The organism is Thauera sp. SDU_THAU2, assembly GCF_038260575.1.
In the GTDB taxonomy this organism is placed as follows: domain Bacteria; phylum Pseudomonadota; class Gammaproteobacteria; order Burkholderiales; family Rhodocyclaceae; genus Thauera.
In genome coordinates, this window is record NZ_JBBWUN010000003.1 from 4,013,768 (window position 1) to 4,030,737 (window position 16,970).

At 66.8% G+C, this 16,970-nt stretch carries 14 protein-coding genes, 1 tRNA gene and 1 pseudogene; 10 read left to right on the top strand and 6 right to left on the bottom strand.

The features are described 5' to 3' along the window. Window positions 1-31 precede the first annotated feature (31 nt). Window positions 32-1,642 (bottom strand): BCCT family transporter, encoded by a 1,611-nt coding sequence (locus tag AAFL97_RS20455; protein ID WP_341646495.1) that lies wholly within the window; start codon window positions 1,640-1,642, stop codon window positions 32-34. A gap of 259 nt (window positions 1,643-1,901) precedes the next feature. Here AAFL97_RS20455 and AAFL97_RS20460 point away from each other — a divergent pair, with 259 nt between their 5' ends. The 5 genes from AAFL97_RS20460 (at window position 1,902) to AAFL97_RS20480 (ending at window position 5,552) form a co-directional block, all read left to right on the top strand. Continuing rightward, window positions 1,902-2,300 carry a PTS sugar transporter subunit IIA gene (locus AAFL97_RS20460; RefSeq protein ID WP_341646496.1) on the top strand — a complete coding sequence of 133 codons (399 nt, stop codon included), beginning with the start codon at window positions 1,902-1,904 and terminating at the stop codon, window positions 2,298-2,300. Between the two features lie 29 nt (window positions 2,301-2,329). Further along, window positions 2,330-2,599 carry an HPr family phosphocarrier protein gene (locus AAFL97_RS20465; protein ID WP_341646497.1) on the top strand — a complete coding sequence of 90 codons (270 nt, stop codon included), beginning with the start codon at window positions 2,330-2,332 and terminating at the stop codon, window positions 2,597-2,599. Between the two features lie 2 nt (window positions 2,600-2,601). Next, the gene (gene ptsP, locus AAFL97_RS20470; protein WP_341646498.1) at window positions 2,602-4,332 is read left to right on the top strand and encodes a phosphoenolpyruvate--protein phosphotransferase; all 1,731 of its coding nucleotides are present in this window, start codon (window positions 2,602-2,604) and stop codon (window positions 4,330-4,332) included. Between the two features lie 89 nt (window positions 4,333-4,421). Further along, a tRNA-Gly gene (locus tag AAFL97_RS20475) sits at window positions 4,422-4,496 on the top strand. 144 nt (window positions 4,497-4,640) lie between these two features. Continuing rightward, the gene (locus AAFL97_RS20480; RefSeq protein ID WP_341646499.1) at window positions 4,641-5,552 is read left to right on the top strand and encodes a bifunctional GNAT family N-acetyltransferase/nucleoside diphosphate kinase regulator; all 912 of its coding nucleotides are present in this window, start codon (window positions 4,641-4,643) and stop codon (window positions 5,550-5,552) included. Window positions 5,553-5,743: 191 nt separating this feature from the next. On the opposite strand, the pseudogene AAFL97_RS24800 reads toward AAFL97_RS20480, so the two are convergent. The 3 genes and pseudogenes from AAFL97_RS24800 to AAFL97_RS20500 form a co-directional block, all read right to left on the bottom strand. Then, window positions 5,744-6,345, bottom strand: a pseudogene (locus AAFL97_RS24800) (DUF3375 family protein). 117 nt (window positions 6,346-6,462) lie between these two features. Continuing rightward, window positions 6,463-6,798: a type II toxin-antitoxin system PemK/MazF family toxin gene (locus tag AAFL97_RS20495; RefSeq protein ID WP_341646502.1), complete on the bottom strand. Its 336-nt coding sequence runs from the start codon at window positions 6,796-6,798 to the stop codon at window positions 6,463-6,465. A gap of 35 nt (window positions 6,799-6,833) precedes the next feature. Continuing rightward, window positions 6,834-7,088 (bottom strand): AbrB/MazE/SpoVT family DNA-binding domain-containing protein, encoded by a 255-nt coding sequence (locus AAFL97_RS20500; protein ID WP_341646503.1) that lies wholly within the window; start codon window positions 7,086-7,088, stop codon window positions 6,834-6,836. 207 nt (window positions 7,089-7,295) lie between these two features. Between AAFL97_RS20500 and AAFL97_RS20505 the strand changes: the two genes are divergently transcribed. From AAFL97_RS20505 to cueR, 3 genes are all read left to right on the top strand, one after another. Further along, window positions 7,296-9,077 (top strand): SLC13 family permease, encoded by a 1,782-nt coding sequence (locus AAFL97_RS20505; RefSeq protein ID WP_341646504.1) that lies wholly within the window; start codon window positions 7,296-7,298, stop codon window positions 9,075-9,077. Window positions 9,078-9,288: 211 nt separating this feature from the next. Further along, window positions 9,289-11,775: a heavy metal translocating P-type ATPase gene (locus tag AAFL97_RS20510; protein ID WP_341646505.1), complete on the top strand. Its 2,487-nt coding sequence runs from the start codon at window positions 9,289-9,291 to the stop codon at window positions 11,773-11,775. Window positions 11,776-11,787: 12 nt separating this feature from the next. Next, a complete protein-coding gene (cueR, locus tag AAFL97_RS20515) occupies window positions 11,788-12,237 on the top strand; it encodes a Cu(I)-responsive transcriptional regulator (RefSeq protein ID WP_341646506.1) in 450 nt (149 codons plus the stop codon). A gap of 128 nt (window positions 12,238-12,365) precedes the next feature. On the opposite strand, the gene AAFL97_RS20520 is transcribed toward cueR, so the two are convergent. Next, complete coding sequence (locus AAFL97_RS20520; protein ID WP_341646507.1) at window positions 12,366-12,560, bottom strand: heavy-metal-associated domain-containing protein; 195 nt, start codon at window positions 12,558-12,560, stop codon at window positions 12,366-12,368. Between the two features lie 110 nt (window positions 12,561-12,670). Next, complete coding sequence (locus AAFL97_RS20525) at window positions 12,671-13,225, bottom strand: NADPH-dependent FMN reductase (RefSeq protein WP_341646508.1); 555 nt, start codon at window positions 13,223-13,225, stop codon at window positions 12,671-12,673. Between the two features lie 328 nt (window positions 13,226-13,553). Between AAFL97_RS20525 and cydD the strand changes: the two genes are divergently transcribed. Both cydD and cydC read left to right on the top strand, forming a co-directional pair. Further along, the gene (gene cydD / locus AAFL97_RS20530; RefSeq protein WP_341646509.1) at window positions 13,554-15,236 is read left to right on the top strand and encodes a thiol reductant ABC exporter subunit CydD; all 1,683 of its coding nucleotides are present in this window, start codon (window positions 13,554-13,556) and stop codon (window positions 15,234-15,236) included. Further along, window positions 15,233-16,933, top strand: coding sequence for a thiol reductant ABC exporter subunit CydC (gene cydC / locus AAFL97_RS20535; RefSeq protein ID WP_341646510.1), 1,701 nt, complete (start codon window positions 15,233-15,235; stop codon window positions 16,931-16,933). The genes cydD and cydC overlap by 4 nt, the downstream gene beginning before the upstream one ends. Window positions 16,934-16,970 lie beyond the last annotated feature (37 nt).

Sequence of the window (16,970 nt, forward strand, 5' to 3'; positions counted from 1 at the left end):
AGCGCCGGGTTTGCCTGCCCTCAGACCGTCATCAACGGGTGCGCGGTTCCGATGCCAGTCCCTTGATGATCGCCACGCTCGCCACCAGCAGCACGATGGCGAACGGCAGCCCGGTCGACACCGCCATGGCCTGCAAGGACACCAGGCCGCCGCCAAGGATCAGCGCGATCGCGACCAGGCCTTCGAACACCGCCCAGAACACGCGCTGCGGCACCGGCGCATCGACCTTGCCGCCCGCCGAGATCACGTCGATGACCAGCGAGCCCGAATCGGACGAGGTGACGAAGAACACCACCACCAGGATGATGGCGATGAAGGAGGTGATCTGCGCCAGCGGCAGCGCGTCGAGCATCATGAACAGTTGCAGCGGCAGCTCGGCATCGCGCGCAGCCTCGTAGCCGCTGCGCACTACCTGCGAAATGGCGGTTTCACCGAACACGGTCATCCACAGCGTGCAGGCGATGGAGGGCACGATCAGCACCGAGACGATGAATTCGCGCACCGTGCGGCCGCGCGACACGCGGGCGATGAACATGCCGACGAAGGGCGACCACGAAATCCACCACGCCCAGTAGAAGGCGGTCCAGCCCTGCAGGAAGTTGGCGTCGTCACGGCCGACCGGATTGGACAGGGCCGGCAGATACTCGAGATACGCGCCCAGGTTGACGAAGAAGCCCTTGAAGATTTCCAGCGTCGGCCCGACCCCGATGACGAACAGCAGCAGCAGCAGCGCCAGCATCATGTTGATCTCGGACAGGCGCTTGACACCCGCATCCAGCCCGGCTACGACCGAGGCCAGCGCGATCGCGGTGATGCCGATGACCAGCACGATCTGGGTGGTGGTGCCCAGCGGCACGTCGAACAGGAAGTTCAGGCCCGAACTCGCCTGCGACGCGCCGAAACCGAGTGAAGTCGCCAGGCCGAACAGCGTCGCCAGCACCGCGAGGATGTCGACCAGGTGCCCGGGCCAGCCCCACACGCGCTCGCCCAGCAGCGGATAGAACACCGAACGGATCGTCAGCGGCAGCCCCTTGTTGAACGAGAACAGCGCCAGGCCGAGCGCCAGCACGGCGTAGATCGCCCATGGGTGCAAGGCCCAGTGGAAGATCGTCGCCGCCATGCCGAGGCGCGCGGCCGCTTCGGCATCGCCGGCCGCGCCGCCGAGCGGCGCCCAGTCGGTGCGCGCACCGTTTTCCATCGCCGTGCCGCCAAACGAGGTACCGAAGTGCGACAGCGGCTCGGACACGCCGAAGAACATCAGCCCGATGCCCATGCCGGCGGCGAACAGCATCGAGAACCAGCCGAGGTAGGTGTAGTCCGGCGTGGCCTCGGTGCCGCCCAGCCTCACCCGGCCCAGCGGCGAGAACGCGACGATGAAACACACCAGCACGAAGATGTTACCGGCGACGAGGAAGAAGCCGTCCAGATTCGAGGTCAGCCAGGCTCGCATGCCGCTGAACAAGGGCTCGGCCTGGTCATGGAAGGCCAGCGTCAGCGCCACGAACAGCACCACCAGGCCACCCGAGATGGCGAACACGCGGTTGTGGATGTCGAGGCCGAAGGGGCCGACGTTGACGATGATGTTGTCCTGGCCGACCTGGTAGTCGGTATTGATGGGGTTGACGTCCCCGTCGGGGATCATGGGGTCTTTTTTTTCTGTCATCCGTACTCTCTGAGGACCGCCTCGAACGAAGCAATCATTACCTTACAAATATTTGTGCAAAACAAGTTTAACAGCCTTGCCGCGATGCTCAAAATCGGATTCCCCAATCAGATCGCAGGCTTGGCGCAATTTATAAATCATTTGACATATTTTGGGCTTAGCCTGAAAGCCCGCCGGAACGGCGCGCCATGCCCCGCCCCCATCGGCTAAAATCGCCGCCAGTGGAGACGGAATTGAAATGATCGGAATCTTTCTGGTGACGCACGGCTCACTCGGCGAATCGCTGATCCAGTGCGCCTGTCATGTGTTGAACAAGCGTCCGCCGCAGGTCGCGCAGCTGGGCCTGTCGGCGCAGGACGACCCGCTCGACATCCTCCCGCAGGCACGCCAGATGCGGGACTGGACGGACAGCGGCCACGGCGTGCTGGTCCTGACGGACATCTACGGCGCAACCCCGTCCAACGTCGCCGCCAAGCTCACCGCTCCCGGCCGTGTCGAAGCCGTCGCCGGCGTCAACCTGCCGATGCTGCTGCGGGTACTCACCTACCGCGAACACGGCATGGACACGCTGCTCAAGCGCGCGGTGTCGGGCGGCTGCGACGGCGTGATGCACATCGAAGCGAATCAGGCGCCCTAGAGCGCACGGCAACACCGGGGGAGAACAGCATGCCGAGAGCCGAAGCCGAAATCATCAACAAGCTCGGGCTGCACGCGCGCGCGTCGGCCAAGCTGACGCAGTTGGCGAGCAGCTATCCGTGCGAGGTCTGGCTCGAGCGCAATGGCCGCCGGGTCAACGCCAAGAGCATCATGGGCGTCATGATGCTGGCCGCCGCCAAGGGCAGCACCATCACCATCGACACCGACGGCGACGATGCCGACAAGGCGCTGCGGGAACTGCAGGACCTGATCGCGGACCGCTTCGGCGAAGGAGAATAGGCATGACCTTCGCCCTGCACGGCCTTCCCGTCTCGCAAGGCATCGCGATCGGCCACGTCCATCTGATCTCGCACGCGCTGCTCGAAGTCAATCACTACCACGTCGCCCCCCGCCACCTGCCCGACGAACTCGAACGCCTGGACGACGCCGTCGCCACGGTGCAGGGCGAACTGATCGGCCTCAAGGCCGCCGCCACCTCGGCCCAGACTCACAGCGAAGTCGGCGCCTTCGTCGACCTGCAACTGATGATGCTGGCCGACCCCTTGCTGATCGATGCCGCCCGCCACCTGATCGAAACGCGCCGCTGCAACGCCGAATGGGCGCTCGTGCAGCAGATGGAACAGCTCGTCGAGCAGTTCCGCCAGATCGAGGACCCCTATCTGCGCGAACGCCAGGCCGACGTCGTCCAGGTGGTCGAACGCCTGGTCAAGGTGCTGCTCGGCCACCCCGGCCACCTGCCGCCCAAGCGACGCGACGGGCTCGGTACCGTCATCGTCGCCCACGACCTGTCGCCCGCCGACACCATCGGCTTTCGCGACCACAACATCTCCGGCTTCGTCACCGACGTCGGCGGACCCACCAGCCACACCGCGATCGTCGCCCGCAGCCTCAAGATCCCGGCCGTGGTCGGCCTGCACCACGTGCGCGACCTGCTCGAAGACGACGAACTGGTCATCGTCGACGGCACCCGCGGCGTCATCATCATCGACCCCGACGAGACCATCGTCGAGGAATACCGCCTGCGCCGCAGCGAGCTCGAAATCGAGCGCTCCAAGCTCAACCGCCTGCGCGACACCCGCGCCACCACGCTCGACGGCGAAACCATCAACCTGCTCGCCAACATCGAAGGGCCGAAGGATCTGCCTGCGGTCAAGACCGCCAATGCCGACGGCATCGGCCTGTACCGCACGGAATTCCTCTTCATGGGCCGCGACGTGCTGCCCGACGAGGACGAGCAGTACGAAGCCTACCGCAGCGTGGTCAAGGCGCTGCCGAGCAAGCCGGTGACGATCCGCACCTTCGACGTCGGCGCGGACAAGGCGCTCAACGGCGCCCATGCCCGCTTCGAACCGAACCCGGCCCTCGGCCTGCGCGCGGTGCGCTACTCGCTGGCGGAGCCGAAGATGTTCCTGACGCAGTTGCGCGCCCTGCTGCGCGCCTCGGCCCACGGCAAGCTGCAGATCATGATCCCGATGCTGTCGCACGCACAGGAAATCGACCAGTGCCTGGCGCTCATCGACAAGGCCAAGGCCGAACTGCGCGCCGAGAAAATCAAGTTCGACGAAGGCGTGCAGGTCGGCGGCATGATCGAAGTCCCGGCTGCCGCGCTGTCGCTGGGCATGTTCATCCGCCGGCTGTCCTTCCTGTCGGTCGGCACCAACGACCTCATCCAGTACACCCTGGCCATCGACCGCTCGGACGAAGCCGTGGTGCATCTCTACGATCCGCTGCACCCCGCGGTACTGAAGCTGATCGGTGCCACCATCTCGACCGGCGCGCGCTACGGCGTGCCGGTGTCGGTCTGCGGCGAGATGGCCGGCGACCCTGCCTACACCCTGCTGCTGCTCGGCATGGGCCTGCGCAACTTCTCGATGCACCCGGGCAACATCCTGGAGATCAAGCAGCAGGTGCTGCGCGCCGACCTCGGCGAACTCGCCCCCAAGGCGCAGCGCATCCTGAAGGCCGACGAACCGGCGCGCATCCGCGAGGCGGTGGAACGGCTGGCCGGCTGAAGCGCGCATGCCGGCATTGCACTGGAAGGCCGGGAATCATAGAATAACCGCCTCCTTCGCGCCGGCCTGTCTATCTGCCGGCCAGGTATGCGGGCGTCGTATAACGGCTATTACCTCAGCTTCCCAAGCTGATGACGAGGGTTCGACTCCCTTCGCCCGCTCCACTCCAGGGACGGCCACGGAGTAATCAATTTCTTGGGTCATTCGGACCAAGATCGATTTCAATTCTCAATGAGCGCGCTGTCGAAAGAACCGTCATGGCCGAGGTCATGAAAGGCTTTCATTCTTGAAACCCAATGGGGGTAAAGATGAACGAGCCTTTTATTTTTCTTTGTCCTGAGATCACCCGGGCAAACGCGCTGACGCTGATGGACTGGCTGGAAGATGAGGGCGTTACCCGCTACCTGAGCGATTCGCGCCATGTCTCCCGGTTCATCGAGCAGGTCGTCGATCGGATCCAGTTGCCGATCCTGACCCATCTGTTCAACCAGGGCGGTCGGTTCTTCATGGCCTACGACCGGCATGACGTGCCAGTGGGCTTCGTCCGTCTCGTCAAGCAGGGCCCGGACTGCGAAATGGTCCTGGTCATTGGCAAGCGCGACGACTGGGGCCGCAAGCTCGGCACCAGCGTGATCCGCGAAGGCATGAAGCTCGCCTTCTTCGACATGCGGGCCGAGAAGCTCATCGCCAAGATCCACCCGGACAACGCGCGGTCGCTGAAAGCTTTCCTGCGCAATGGCTTCCTGCTGGAAAGCGAGACGCCCGCGATGAAGTCTTTCGTCATGAATTCGGCGCGCTATCTCCGGCTCTTGCGTGAAAGCCCTGCGGCCCTCACCAGCGATATCTACATCACCGAAGTTGACAAGGCCCGGCTCAAGAGTCTGGTCGAGCTCGGTACGGAATCGGATATTTTCGAGCTGGAGCACGAGATCGAGCGCGCCATCGTCGTCGATCCGCGGCAAGTGGCGGAAGATGTCATCACGATGAACTCCAAGGCCTTGCTGGAGGTGGACGACGAAGAGGTGGAAGTTGCGCTGGTTTACCCGGAGGATGCGGACGACAGTGCCGAAAAACTGTCGGTTTGCTCCGGCATCGGCACCGCGATCCTGGGCTACAAGGAGGGCGATGCCTTCAACTGGCGGATTCCGAATCGAACCTGCCATATCCGGATCAGGAAAGTGCTTTATCAGCCAGAAGCCGCGGGCGATTTCCACCTGTAGGTTCGGACGCTGCACCACTGCTGCAGATTCCGCATGAGCGCTTGGGTCGGCTGCGATTCGGCGGCCAAGGGGGCAATCCCACCTCCTGACGGCGCCGCAAAATAAAAACGCGCGATGCGCTGAGCTCTCCAGCACATCGCGCGGCTCCCTGTTTTCCTATCAAGCGAATTCGGCTCTCCAGCCTTCTCCCGTCAGGCGGCATGCTGATGAAAGACACGCACGCGAGACTCGACCTTGCTCTTCGACTCTCGCGTGATCATCCGCATATCAAACTCGGTTTGCAGATTCATCCAGAAACGCGGGTCCATCCCGAAGAACAAGCCCAGACGAAGAGCCGCCAGGCGCCTGGCGGGATCGGCCTCGGTCCCCTCGCTGATCTGCTCCAGCAGTGCAAACAGCGCCAGCAGGCGCGACTCGGTGCCGACGAAAGGGCGTTCGGTCAGCGACACCAGCCAGGCAAGGCTTTTTCCGTCGCCGGTATCAGGTCGAACTGCGCTTCGTCGGTGCCGGACTTGTAGAACTTGCGCAGCCACCCCTTGTCCGGCGCGCACCAATCGCTCAGGTACTCCGTCGCAGCCTTCGGATATGCCTCGGCGCCAAGCTGCTCACGCAGCGCGAACAACTCGTCTTCCAGCATCTCGGCCAGATCGGCCTCGCTCATCACCCTGACGTTCGGGAGCACGAATGCACGATGGAGAAAGCTTGCTACCAACGGTGCATGCGGCGAGGCCGGCAAGCGCCAGGCAGAGTGCCGATCCCGAAAAGCCGTCAGCGTGGAGTGATCGAGAGCCATTGGATGCCCATCGGCGACATATCTTTTTGCAGTATGCGAATTGGCTGCAGAACCATGCCGCAGAAGGAAGCCTCCTCCGATCGCACCCGACGTCAAACTCAGCCGCCGCCTGCACGCTCAGGCCAGTTGCACGATCTGATTGAGCAGCGCCAGCACCTCTGCAAACGGCGCATCGGCGACGCGTTTCATCGGATGGGGCGCGCCGTCGCGCAGGCGCCAGTCGAAGGATTTGGGCTGGTGGCACAGCACGTAGCTTGCCTGCCCGGCCTTGCGCCCGCCGGCAACGCCGACGGCGATCGCGAACGGGTTATCGGCGTTGTAGGCCGCAGTGGTCATGGGGAGCCCTATGACCAGCGAAGTGCGGTCGTTGAACGCCTTGGGCGAGAGGACGAGGAAGGGATGGACGTCGCGCATCTCGCGGCCGCGTTGCAGGTTGCAGTCGATCCAGATCACATCCTGCCTGCCGGGCACCCAGTCCTTGGCCCGCCTTACCATCGTTCGGCCCCAAGCCGTTCGTCCGTGGGCAGGGCCTCGCCGCCGTGGCGTTCGGGATCGAAGCGGGCCAGCCGCTGTTCCAGCGTCAGGGGCGCGTCGCGCAGGGGCGTGATGATGATGCGCTCTCCTTCCACGGTGATGCTGACTCGTTGGTCGGCATGCAGATGCGCAGCGCGTGCCACAGCTGCGGGCAGGCGCACACCGAGGTTGTTGCCCCAGTGCTTGATGTCGAGGATTGTCTCTGCCATGTCGACCTCCAACCTGTTGTTTAAACATAGTATAAACGATCTTCCCATGCACAGTAAGCGCTTCGGTGTGACGATGGAAGCGGCCTGTATGCGGCATGAAGCAGTTACCGCTTGCATCGCCTGACACCATCCGCCGCAACGTTCGGCTACCCTTTTGCCCACGGTCGAGTCGCTCTTGACCGCCACCCGGCATAGGGAGTACCCGGTATGACGGTCGAAATCGTGATGGTTCTCGTCATTGCGCTGGCGGCTGTCGTGCTGTTCGCGACGGAAAGGCTGCGCATGGACGCGGTCGCCCTGCTGGTGCTCGGCAGCCTGGCGCTGACCGGCCTGGTTACCCCGGGCCAGGCGCTCGGCGGCTTCAGCAACCCGGCGACGGTGACGGTCGCGGCGATGTTCGTGCTGGCCGCCGGGCTGCAGAACAGCGGCGCGCTGTCGGGCATCGGCAGCCTGCTGGGGCGGGCGGGGTCGCCGCTGCAGTTCCTGATCATCCTGTTCGCGGTGCTGGCGGTGATCGCCCCCTTCGTCAACAACACCGCGGTGGTGGCGGTGTTCATGCCGATCGTGATGGCGGCGACGGCCAGCGTCGGCATGTCGGCCTCGAAGGCGTTGATCCCGTTGTCCTACGTGTCGCAGATGGCGGGGGTATGCACCCTGGTAGGCACCTCCACCAACCTGCTGGTCAATGCGATGGCGAGGGACATGGGCCATCCCGGCTTCGGCATGTTCGAGTTCAGTTCGCTGGGCCTGATCTGCATGGCGGCGGGCTGCTTCTACCTGCTGACGCTCGGGCGCTGGTTGCTGCCGGATACGCGGGGCGCGGAGCTGGTCGAGCACTATCAGTTGGGCAAGTACATCACCGAACTGCGGGTGATGCCCGACTCTTCGCTGATCGGCACCTCGGTCGGCGAAGCCAAGCTGGGCGAGGAATTCGGCGTCTTCGTGCTGGAGCTGCTGCGCGGCGACGAAAAGGTCTGGTCGCCCCGGGCGCAGACGCTGCAGGAAGGCGACGTGCTGCTGGCACGCGGCGACTGGTCGCAGCTGGATGAGTTGCGCAAGAAGGCTGGCCTCGAGGTGAATTCGCAGTTCAAGCTCGGCCAGCAAGCTTTCAAGGACGTGTCCCAGGTGCTGACCGAAGTGATGATCGCGCCCCGCTCGCGGCTGATCGGCAGCACCCTGGCGATGCTGGCGCCGCGCTGGCAGCACGACGCGACGGTGCTGGGCATCCATCGCCGCGGCCAGGTCCTGCGCGACAAGCTGAGCGAGGTGCGCCTGCGCACCGGCGACATCCTGCTGATGCTGACGCCCGAAGCGGAAATGCCGGCACTGCGCAAGGACAAGAACGTGATCGTGCTGTCCGAGCGCGACGCCCAGCAGCCGGGCGGCTGGCGCGCGCCTTTCGCGCTGGTGGTGATGGTGCTGGTGATCGGCGTATCGGCGCTGGGCTGGGCGCCGATCGCGGTCACCTCGCTGATGGGCGCGGTGGCGATGACCTTGGCCGGCTGCCTGGATGCGGACGACGTCTACGACGCCGTCGACTGGCGCATCATCATCCTGATGGCCGGCCTGCTGCCGCTGGGCGTGGCGATGAGCGAGACCGGCGCCGCCGCCTTCCTGGTGGAGAACACCATCGGCCTGGTGCGCGATTCGGGGCCGCTGATGGTGCTGGCGGTGCTGTACCTGCTGGCGCTGCTGCTGACCGAATTCATGAGCAACGCCGCGGCGGCGGTGCTGCTCACGCCGATCGGCATGTCCACCGCGCGGATGATGGATGTCGACGCCACCCCCTTCCTGATCGCGGTGACTTTCGCCGCTTCCACCAGCTTCGCCACGCCGGTGGGTTACCAGACCAACACCATGGTTTACGGCGCAGGAGGCTACCGCTTCAGCGACTTCGTCAAGGTCGGTCTGCCGTTGAACCTGATCTTCTGGGTGCTGGGAGTGATCTTCATCCCGGCGTTCTGGCCTTTCGACGGTGCTGCTGGCTGAGCGTTCACTCCCGGCAAGGCTGGAGCCCCCCGCCGATCGTGCCATTCCCGGGAGCGATGGGTCTGACTTCGCTCCGCCTACGCGGCCCGACGCCATCCCTGCTCGGCTGATGGCTGCCCTTTTCGAAACAGGCATCATTGCCGTTTGACCTTCCCATCATGGCAAGGTCTAGCCTGTATGCTGTCAAGGCATCAACGCGAGGAAAGGAATCATGAACGCACCCGCGAAAGCGCAAGGCATGACGGTCAGCCTGCCGATCGAAGGGATGACCTGCGCCAGCTGCGTCGGCCGCGTCGAGGCGGCGCTGGCCAAGGTCGAGGGCGTCGCGCAGGTTTCGGTGAATCTGGCCACCGAACGGGCGGACATCCGCCTGGCGGCGCCGGTTGACCGCATGACACTGATCGCCGCGGTCGAGAAGACCGGCTACGACGTCCCGCCCAGCACCACCGAACTGGCGATCGAAGGCATGACCTGCGCCTCCTGCGTCGGCCGCGTCGAAAAGGTGCTGCAGGCCGTACCCGGCGTCGCCGAGGTCAACGTGAACCTGGCGACCGAGCGCGCCACCGTGCGCGGCGTGGCCGACGTCACAGCGCTGATCGCGGCGGTGGACAAGGCCGGCTACGACGCCCGCGCAATCGAGGCCACGGCGCCGGCCGGCGACGACGAAACCCTGGCGAAGAAGGATGCCGAACGGACCGAACTGCAGCGCGACCTGCTGATCGCCGCGGTGCTGGCCCTGCCGGTGTTCATCCTCGAGATGGGCTCGCACATGATCCCGGCGATGCACCACTGGGTGTCGCACACACTGGGCACCCAGACGAGCTGGATCATCCAGTTCGTGCTGACGACGCTGGTGCTGATCTTCCCCGGCCGACGCTTCTACGCCAAGGGCTTTCCGGCGCTGTTCCGCCTGGCGCCGGACATGAACTCGCTGGTGGCGGTGGGCACCGTCGCGGCCTATGCGTATTCGGTGGTCGCCACCTTCCTGCCCGGGCTGCTGCCGGCCGGCACGGTCAATGTCTATTACGAAGCAGCGGCGGTGATCGTGGCGCTGATCCTGCTCGGGCGCTTCCTGGAAGCACGCGCCAAGGGGCGTACTTCGCAGGCCATCCAACGCCTGGTCGGCCTGCAGGCCAAGCTGGCGCACGTGGTGCGCGACGGCCGCACGGTCGACATCCCGATCGGCGAGGTGGCCCTTGGCGACGTCGTCGAGGTCCGCCCCGGCGAGCGCGTGCCGGTGGATGGCGAAGTCATCGACGGCCAGAGCTATGTCGATGAATCCATGATCACCGGCGAGCCGATCCCGGTCGAGAAGTCCGCGGGCAGCGCGGTGGTCGGCGGCACCGTCAACCAGAAGGGCGCGCTGAGCCTGCGCGCCACCGCGGTCGGCGGCCAGACCGTGCTGGCGCAGATCATCCGCCTGGTCGAGCAAGCCCAGGGCTCCAAGCTGCCGATCCAGGCGGTGGTGGACAAGGTGACGCTGTGGTTCGTGCCGGCGGTGATGGCCGCCGCGCTGCTCACCTTCCTGGTCTGGCTGGCCTTCGGCCCCTCGCCGGCGCTGACTTTCGCGCTGGTCAATGCGGTGGCGGTGCTGATCATCGCCTGCCCCTGCGCGATGGGCCTGGCGACGCCGACCTCGATCATGGTCGGCACCGGCCGCGGCGCGGAAATGGGCGTGCTGTTCCGCAAGGGCGAAGCGCTGCAGTTGCTGAAGGACGCCAAGGTGGTGGCGGTGGACAAGACCGGCACGCTGACCGAAGGCCGGCCGGCGCTGACCGACCTGGAAGTGGCCGCAGGTTTCGAGCGCGCCGAGGTGCTGGCACGGGTCGCCGCGGTGGAGTCGCGCTCCGAGCATCCGATCGCCCGCGCCATCGTCGAAGCGGCCGAGCAGGAAGGCATGACCCCGCCCGCGCTGGAGACCTTCGAATCCGTCACCGGCATGGGCGTGCGCGCCACGGCCGGCGGCCGGCGTGTGGAAGTCGGCGCGGACCGCTACATGCGCTCGCTGGGCCTGGATGTCGGCCTCTTCGCCGCCAGCGCCGAGCGCCTGGGCAGCGAAGGCAAGTCACCGCTGTACGCCGCCATCGACGGCCGCCTGGCCGCGATCCTCGCCGTCGCCGACCCGATCAAGCCGAGCACACCCGCCGCCATCGAGGCGCTGCACAGACTGGGCCTGAAAGTCGCGATGATCACCGGCGACAACGAGCGCACGGCGCGCGCCATCGCCGCGCGGCTGGGCATCGACGAAGTGGTGGCCGAAGTGCTGCCCGAAGGCAAGGTGCAGGCGATCCGGCGGCTCAAGGTCGGGCATGGCGCGCTGGCTTTCGTCGGCGACGGCATCAACGATGCGCCGGCGCTGGCCGAAGCCGACGTCGGCCTGGCGATCGGCACCGGCACCGACGTGGCGATGGAAGCGGCCGACGTGGTACTGATGTCCGGCAACCTGCAGGGCGTGCCGAATGCGATCGCGCTGTCGAAGGCCACGATCGGCAACATCCGCCAGAACCTGTTCTGGGCCTTCGCCTACAACACCGCGCTGATCCCGCTGGCGGCGGGTGCGCTCTACCCCGCGTACGGCGTGCTGCTGTCGCCGATCTTCGCCGCGGGTGCGATGGCGATGTCCAGCGTGTTCGTGCTGGGCAATGCGCTGCGGCTGCGGCGCTTCCAGCCGCCGCTGGCGGCCGATACCCAGGCATGAGGAGGAAGGACGATGAACATCGGTGAAGCGGCCAGGGCCTCGGGCGTCTCGGCCAAGATGATCCGCTACTACGAGTCGGTCGGGCTGATACCGCCGGCGGCGCGCACCGACTCGGGCTATCGCGCCTACACCGGGTCCGACGTGCATATGCTGCGCTTCATCCGCCGCGCCCGCGACCTGGGCTTCGCCGTCGCGGAGATCCACGACCTGCTCGGGCTGTGGCGCGACCGCTCGCGCAAGAGCGCCGACGTCAAGCGCGTCGCGCAGCAGCACATCGCCGACCTGCAGCGCCGCATCGACGAGCTGCGGCAGATGGCCGACACCTTACAGACCCTGGTGGCCTGCTGCGCGGGCGACGACCGGCCCGACTGCCCGATTCTGGCGAATCTGGAGAACACCGAAGGTTTGGAGGCTGACGGGCACGAGCAGCACTGCTCGAGATCCTCCGGACCACCGCACTGAAAACACCGGCATAAAAGAAGCGGCTCAGCTCCAACGCAAGGACAAGGATGTCCCTGTGCCGGAGCTGAGCCGCCCGTACCATCCACCCGTCGCGGCCGCCTGCCACAGGCGGCCATATCGCGAACGCCTCAGGCCGCTTTCGGCGGGAAGCCTGCCTCCTGCAGCGCGGCCTCGATCTGCTCCCTGGTCGCGGACGATTCGACTTCGACCAGGCGCTTGGGCGGATCGGCCGTCACCTTGGCGTCGGCATCGACCGACTGGATCGCCTTGGTCACGCCGCGGGCGCAGCCGCCGCAGGTCATGTTTTCGATATGGAATTGCATCAGAGGCTCCTTGGGAAACATTGCATTGGGCAGCATGAGGCTTGCCACGATTGGAAGGTCAACTGGCAAGCCTTCGCACGCGCCGCAATCATGTTGCGCAAGGTGATGGGTCAGGCTTTGCGCAGGCGCTCGACCCAGGCAACGAACCTGTCCATGTAGCCCTTCAGGAAGTCGTGGCTGGCGGCACCCACCTTGCCTTCGGCATCGATCAACTCGTCATGCCAGCGGATGAAGCCCTCGGGCTGTCCCATCGTCGGCATGTCGAGGTAGCCCAGGATGTTGCGCAGGTGTTGCTGGGCCATGGACGTGGCCGGCCCGCCGCCCGCGGTGCCGATGACGGCGGCCGGAATGCCGGCCCAGGCACTGCTGCCGTAGGGCCGGCTGGCCGCATCGAGCGCATTCTTCAGCAGCGCGGGGATCGAACGATTCTGCTCGGGCGTCACGAACAGGATGCCGTCCTGCGCACGCACCTTGTCCTTCAAGGCCTGGAAGACGGCCGGATAGTCAGCGTCGTCATCGCGATTGTACATCGGCAGATGGTCGAGGTCGATGAACTCGAAATCCGCCCGATCCTGCGCCAGCTTCACCAGGGCCTGGGCCAGCTTGCGGTTGATGGAGGTCCGGCTGGCACTGCCGACGATCACGCCGATGCGAAGTCTGCTCATGATTGCTCCTCGGAAATTTACAACTGAACACACCCCGGGCCGCGGCAGCGGCTTCGGTGGCGATGCCCGTCAATACCGGGCACGTGGCGATTCGCCCCGCCGTGAAGCGGACCAACGGCCGCTCCTCCAGCGTCGCGATTCATTCACGTCATATACCATGCCGGCGAGATCGTCAAAACCCGGGGAGGTAATGCGTTGTTGCGTGGCCGGGCGCATCAGGGAGCGGCCGATCGAAATGCCACGGTGGCCGACTCCGAAACACGGAATTTCCTGTGACCCTCTCCTCAGATTCGAGCAGCATCTCGCACGCACCCCGACGGCACAGCCCATGGATTCGCCCCCAGGCCCGGACATAGCCACTTCTTCCCGCAGCGGCGCGATGCTGCAACTGGCCGCTGCGCTGCTGTGGCTGCCCCAGGCCGGCCTGCTCGCCTGGGCGCTGCAGCAGATGGCGGACGGACAGCCGATGCGGCAGTTGCTGGCAGCCGCCGCAGGCGTGCTGGCGCTGGGCATGCTACGCGCCTGGTGCGACGGGATCGGCGTGCTGCGGGCCCATCGCGCCGCACGCACCGTATTGAGCCGGTTGCGTGCCCGGGCGCTGCAGGCCCTGGCCCATGCCTCGCCGCTGGACAAGGCGCGGCCATCGTCGGGCCAGGCAGCCAGTGTCCTTGCCGAACAGGCCGAGGCCGTGGTGCCGTGGCTGGCGCGCTACCAGTGCGCGATGTGGCGTGTGCGCGTCGTACCGCTGGCAATTGCGGCCGTCGTCGCCAGCCAGAGCTGGCTGGCCGCGCTGATCCTGATCCTCGCCGCGCCGCTGATTCCGCTGTTCATGGCCATCGTCGGCTGGCGCGCCCGCGCCGCCAGCGAGGAGCAACTGGCGGAAATGGGCGGCATGAACGCCTTCCTGCTCGATCGGCTTCGGGGCTTGAGTACCTTGCGGGCACTGGACGCGGTGGAAAGCTCGGCCCGGCGGCTGCGAGCGCACGCCGAAGCCCTGCGCCAGCGCACCATGCGCGTGCTGCGCATCGCCTTCCTGTCCTCGGCCGTGCTGGAGCTGTTTTCCGCGCTGGGGGTGGCGATGGTGGCGGTCTATGTGGGTTTCCACCTGCTCGGCACCCTGCCCTTCGGCGCCTGGGGGCAGAAGCTGAGCCTGGGCGAGGCCTTGTTCGTGCTGCTGCTGGCACCCGCATTCTTCGAACCCCTGCGCGAACTGTCCGCCGTCTGGCACGACCGCGCCGCCGGCGAAGCAGCGCTCGAAGCGCTGGAAGAGCTGCGCCGCCAGGCAACGCCCATCGTCGGCAGCATCGAGGCCGAACGGATGACCTCAACTCCAAGTCCGGCCGCAGCGGTCGACATCGTGGCGCTCGAGGTCCAGGCACCCGGCAGCGACACGCGGCTCGAAGCGCTGGACCTGCATATCGAGGCAGGCGAGCACGTGGCGCTGTGGAGCCCCAGCGGCAGCGGCAAGTCGGTGCTGCTGGCACAGATCGCCGGCCTGGCGCCGGTCGCCAGGGGCGAGATACGCATCGACGGCCAGCCCTTGAATGCGGAAACGGCCGCAGCGATGCGCACCCGCATCGCCTGGATGGGACAGCATGCCCATGTCTTTGCCGGCTCGATGCCGCACAACGTATCGCTGGGGCGTGCGCACCTCGGTGCCGACGAAGTCCGGAACGCCGCCGAGCAGGCGGCGCTGGGCGCCGTGCTGCAGGCGCGCGCGGCCTCGAGCCTGGGCGAAGGCGGTAACGGCCTGTCGGGCGGCGAGGTGCTGCGGCTGGCGCTGGCGCGGCTGGCGGTGAACCGGGACGCCGGACTGCTGCTGGTCGACGAACCGACCGCCCACCTGGACCCGGTGACCGCAGGGCAGATCATCGACAGCCTGCTGCGCATCGCCCGCGGCCGCACGCTGATCGTCGCCACCCATGATGCGCAGCTGGCGCAGCGCATGGACCGGGTGATCCGGCTGCCGTGGCGGCCGCATCCGCCCTCGGCGGACGGAGAGCGCAGATGAAGCACCGCAGCTTGAAACCCCTGCTGCGCACCCTGGATGCGATGGCCGGGCGCCGGCTATGGCTGGGCGGCGCGCTGCTGGCGGCCTTGACCGTGCTGATGGGCATGGCGCTGCTGGGGCTGTCGGGCTGGTTCATCGCGGCCACCGCGCTGGCGGGCCTGGTGCCGGCCACGGCGCTGATGTTCGACGTCTTCATGCCCTCGGCCAGCATCCGCCTGCTGGCCCTGGGCCGCAGCGGCACGCGCTATGCTGAGCGCCTGGTCACGCATGACGCGACGCTGGCCGTGCTCGCCGCGCTGCGCGAAAAGCTGTTCCGCCACTGGTCCCGCCCCCAGGCTGCACGCCTGCTGCTGTTGCGCCCCGCCCGCCTGCTGCAGCGCCTGACGGCCGACGTCGATGCGCTCGACAACCTGTACCTGCGCCTGCTGGTGCCGGGCATCGCGACGCTCGGCGCGGCGCTGCTGGCTGCGCTGGCCTTCGGCTTCATGCGCTGGTGGCTGGGCCTGCTGGCGCTGGCCTGGCTGCTGCTGGCCGGCTGGGGCATCGCACTGTGGCATGGCCTGCGGACGCGCAAGGCCACGATCCGCCGTGCGATGGCGCTGGAAATCCTGCGCCTGAAAAGCGTGGACCTCGTCGCAGGGCAGACGGAACTGCTGATGACCGGCCGCCTGCCTGCGCAGGTCGCGGCGGTGCAGGCCTGCGATGCGCGCGCCGCGCAAGCCGACGACCGGCTGTACCGCGCCGAGGCACGTGCCGCACAGGCTTATGGCGTGGCGAGCGCCCTGACCCTGAGTGCCGCCTTGCTGGCGATGGGCTGGCTGGTGCAAGGGCAGCGGATCGGCGTCGCCGTCGCGGCCTTGGGCATCCTGCTGGCGCTGTCGGCGATGGAGCCGTTCGCCGCCCTGCGCCGGGGTGCGGCCGAAGCCGGCCGCACCTGGCTGGCCGCCCGCCGCCTCGGCGCCGCGGTGGCGGCCGATGACGGACCACCATCGGCCGAGCAGGAAAAACCCGCTGACGGCCTGGCAGTGCAACTGGACCAGCTGCGAGTGGCTCATCCGGGCTGGCCGGAAATCCTCGGGCCGCTCGATCTGCACGTCCGCGAAGGCGAACGCATTGCCCTGATCGGCGGCAGCGGCGCCGGCAAGAGCAGCCTGCTGTCGGTGATCGCGGGCGAGCTTCCTCCCGCCTCGGGGCGAGTGGCCGCCCTGCCGTGCTGCTGGATGACGCAGCGCACCGAGCTGTTCCGCGACAGCCTGCGCGACAACCTGCGCCTGGCTTCGCCGGATGCCGACGACGTCACGCTGTGGCAGGCACTCGAAGCCGCCGGATTGGCCCGGGACATCAAGGTCCTGCCGCAGGGGCTGGACACCTTGCTGGGCGAAGGCGGCCTGGGCCTATCGGGCGGCCAGGCCCGCCGCCTGGCGCTGGCGCGGCTGCTTCTGCATCCGTCCCGCTGCTGGCTGCTGGACGAAGCCACCGAAGGCCTCGACGCTGTCACCGCTGCCGATGTCATGCTGCGACTTGCACAAGCTGCTCAAGGGCGTACCCTATTGCTGGCCACGCACTGGCAGCGCGAGGCACGGCTGGCCGACCGGGTGGTCTGGCTCGCGGACGGACGCATTGCCCGGCAGGCGCAACGCGGTACCCGCGAATACGACCAGGCCCTGGCCCAGCTCAGACCCGATGCAGCGGATTGACGCCGGGACTCGATCCCGTGCCAAGACCCTGCATTGC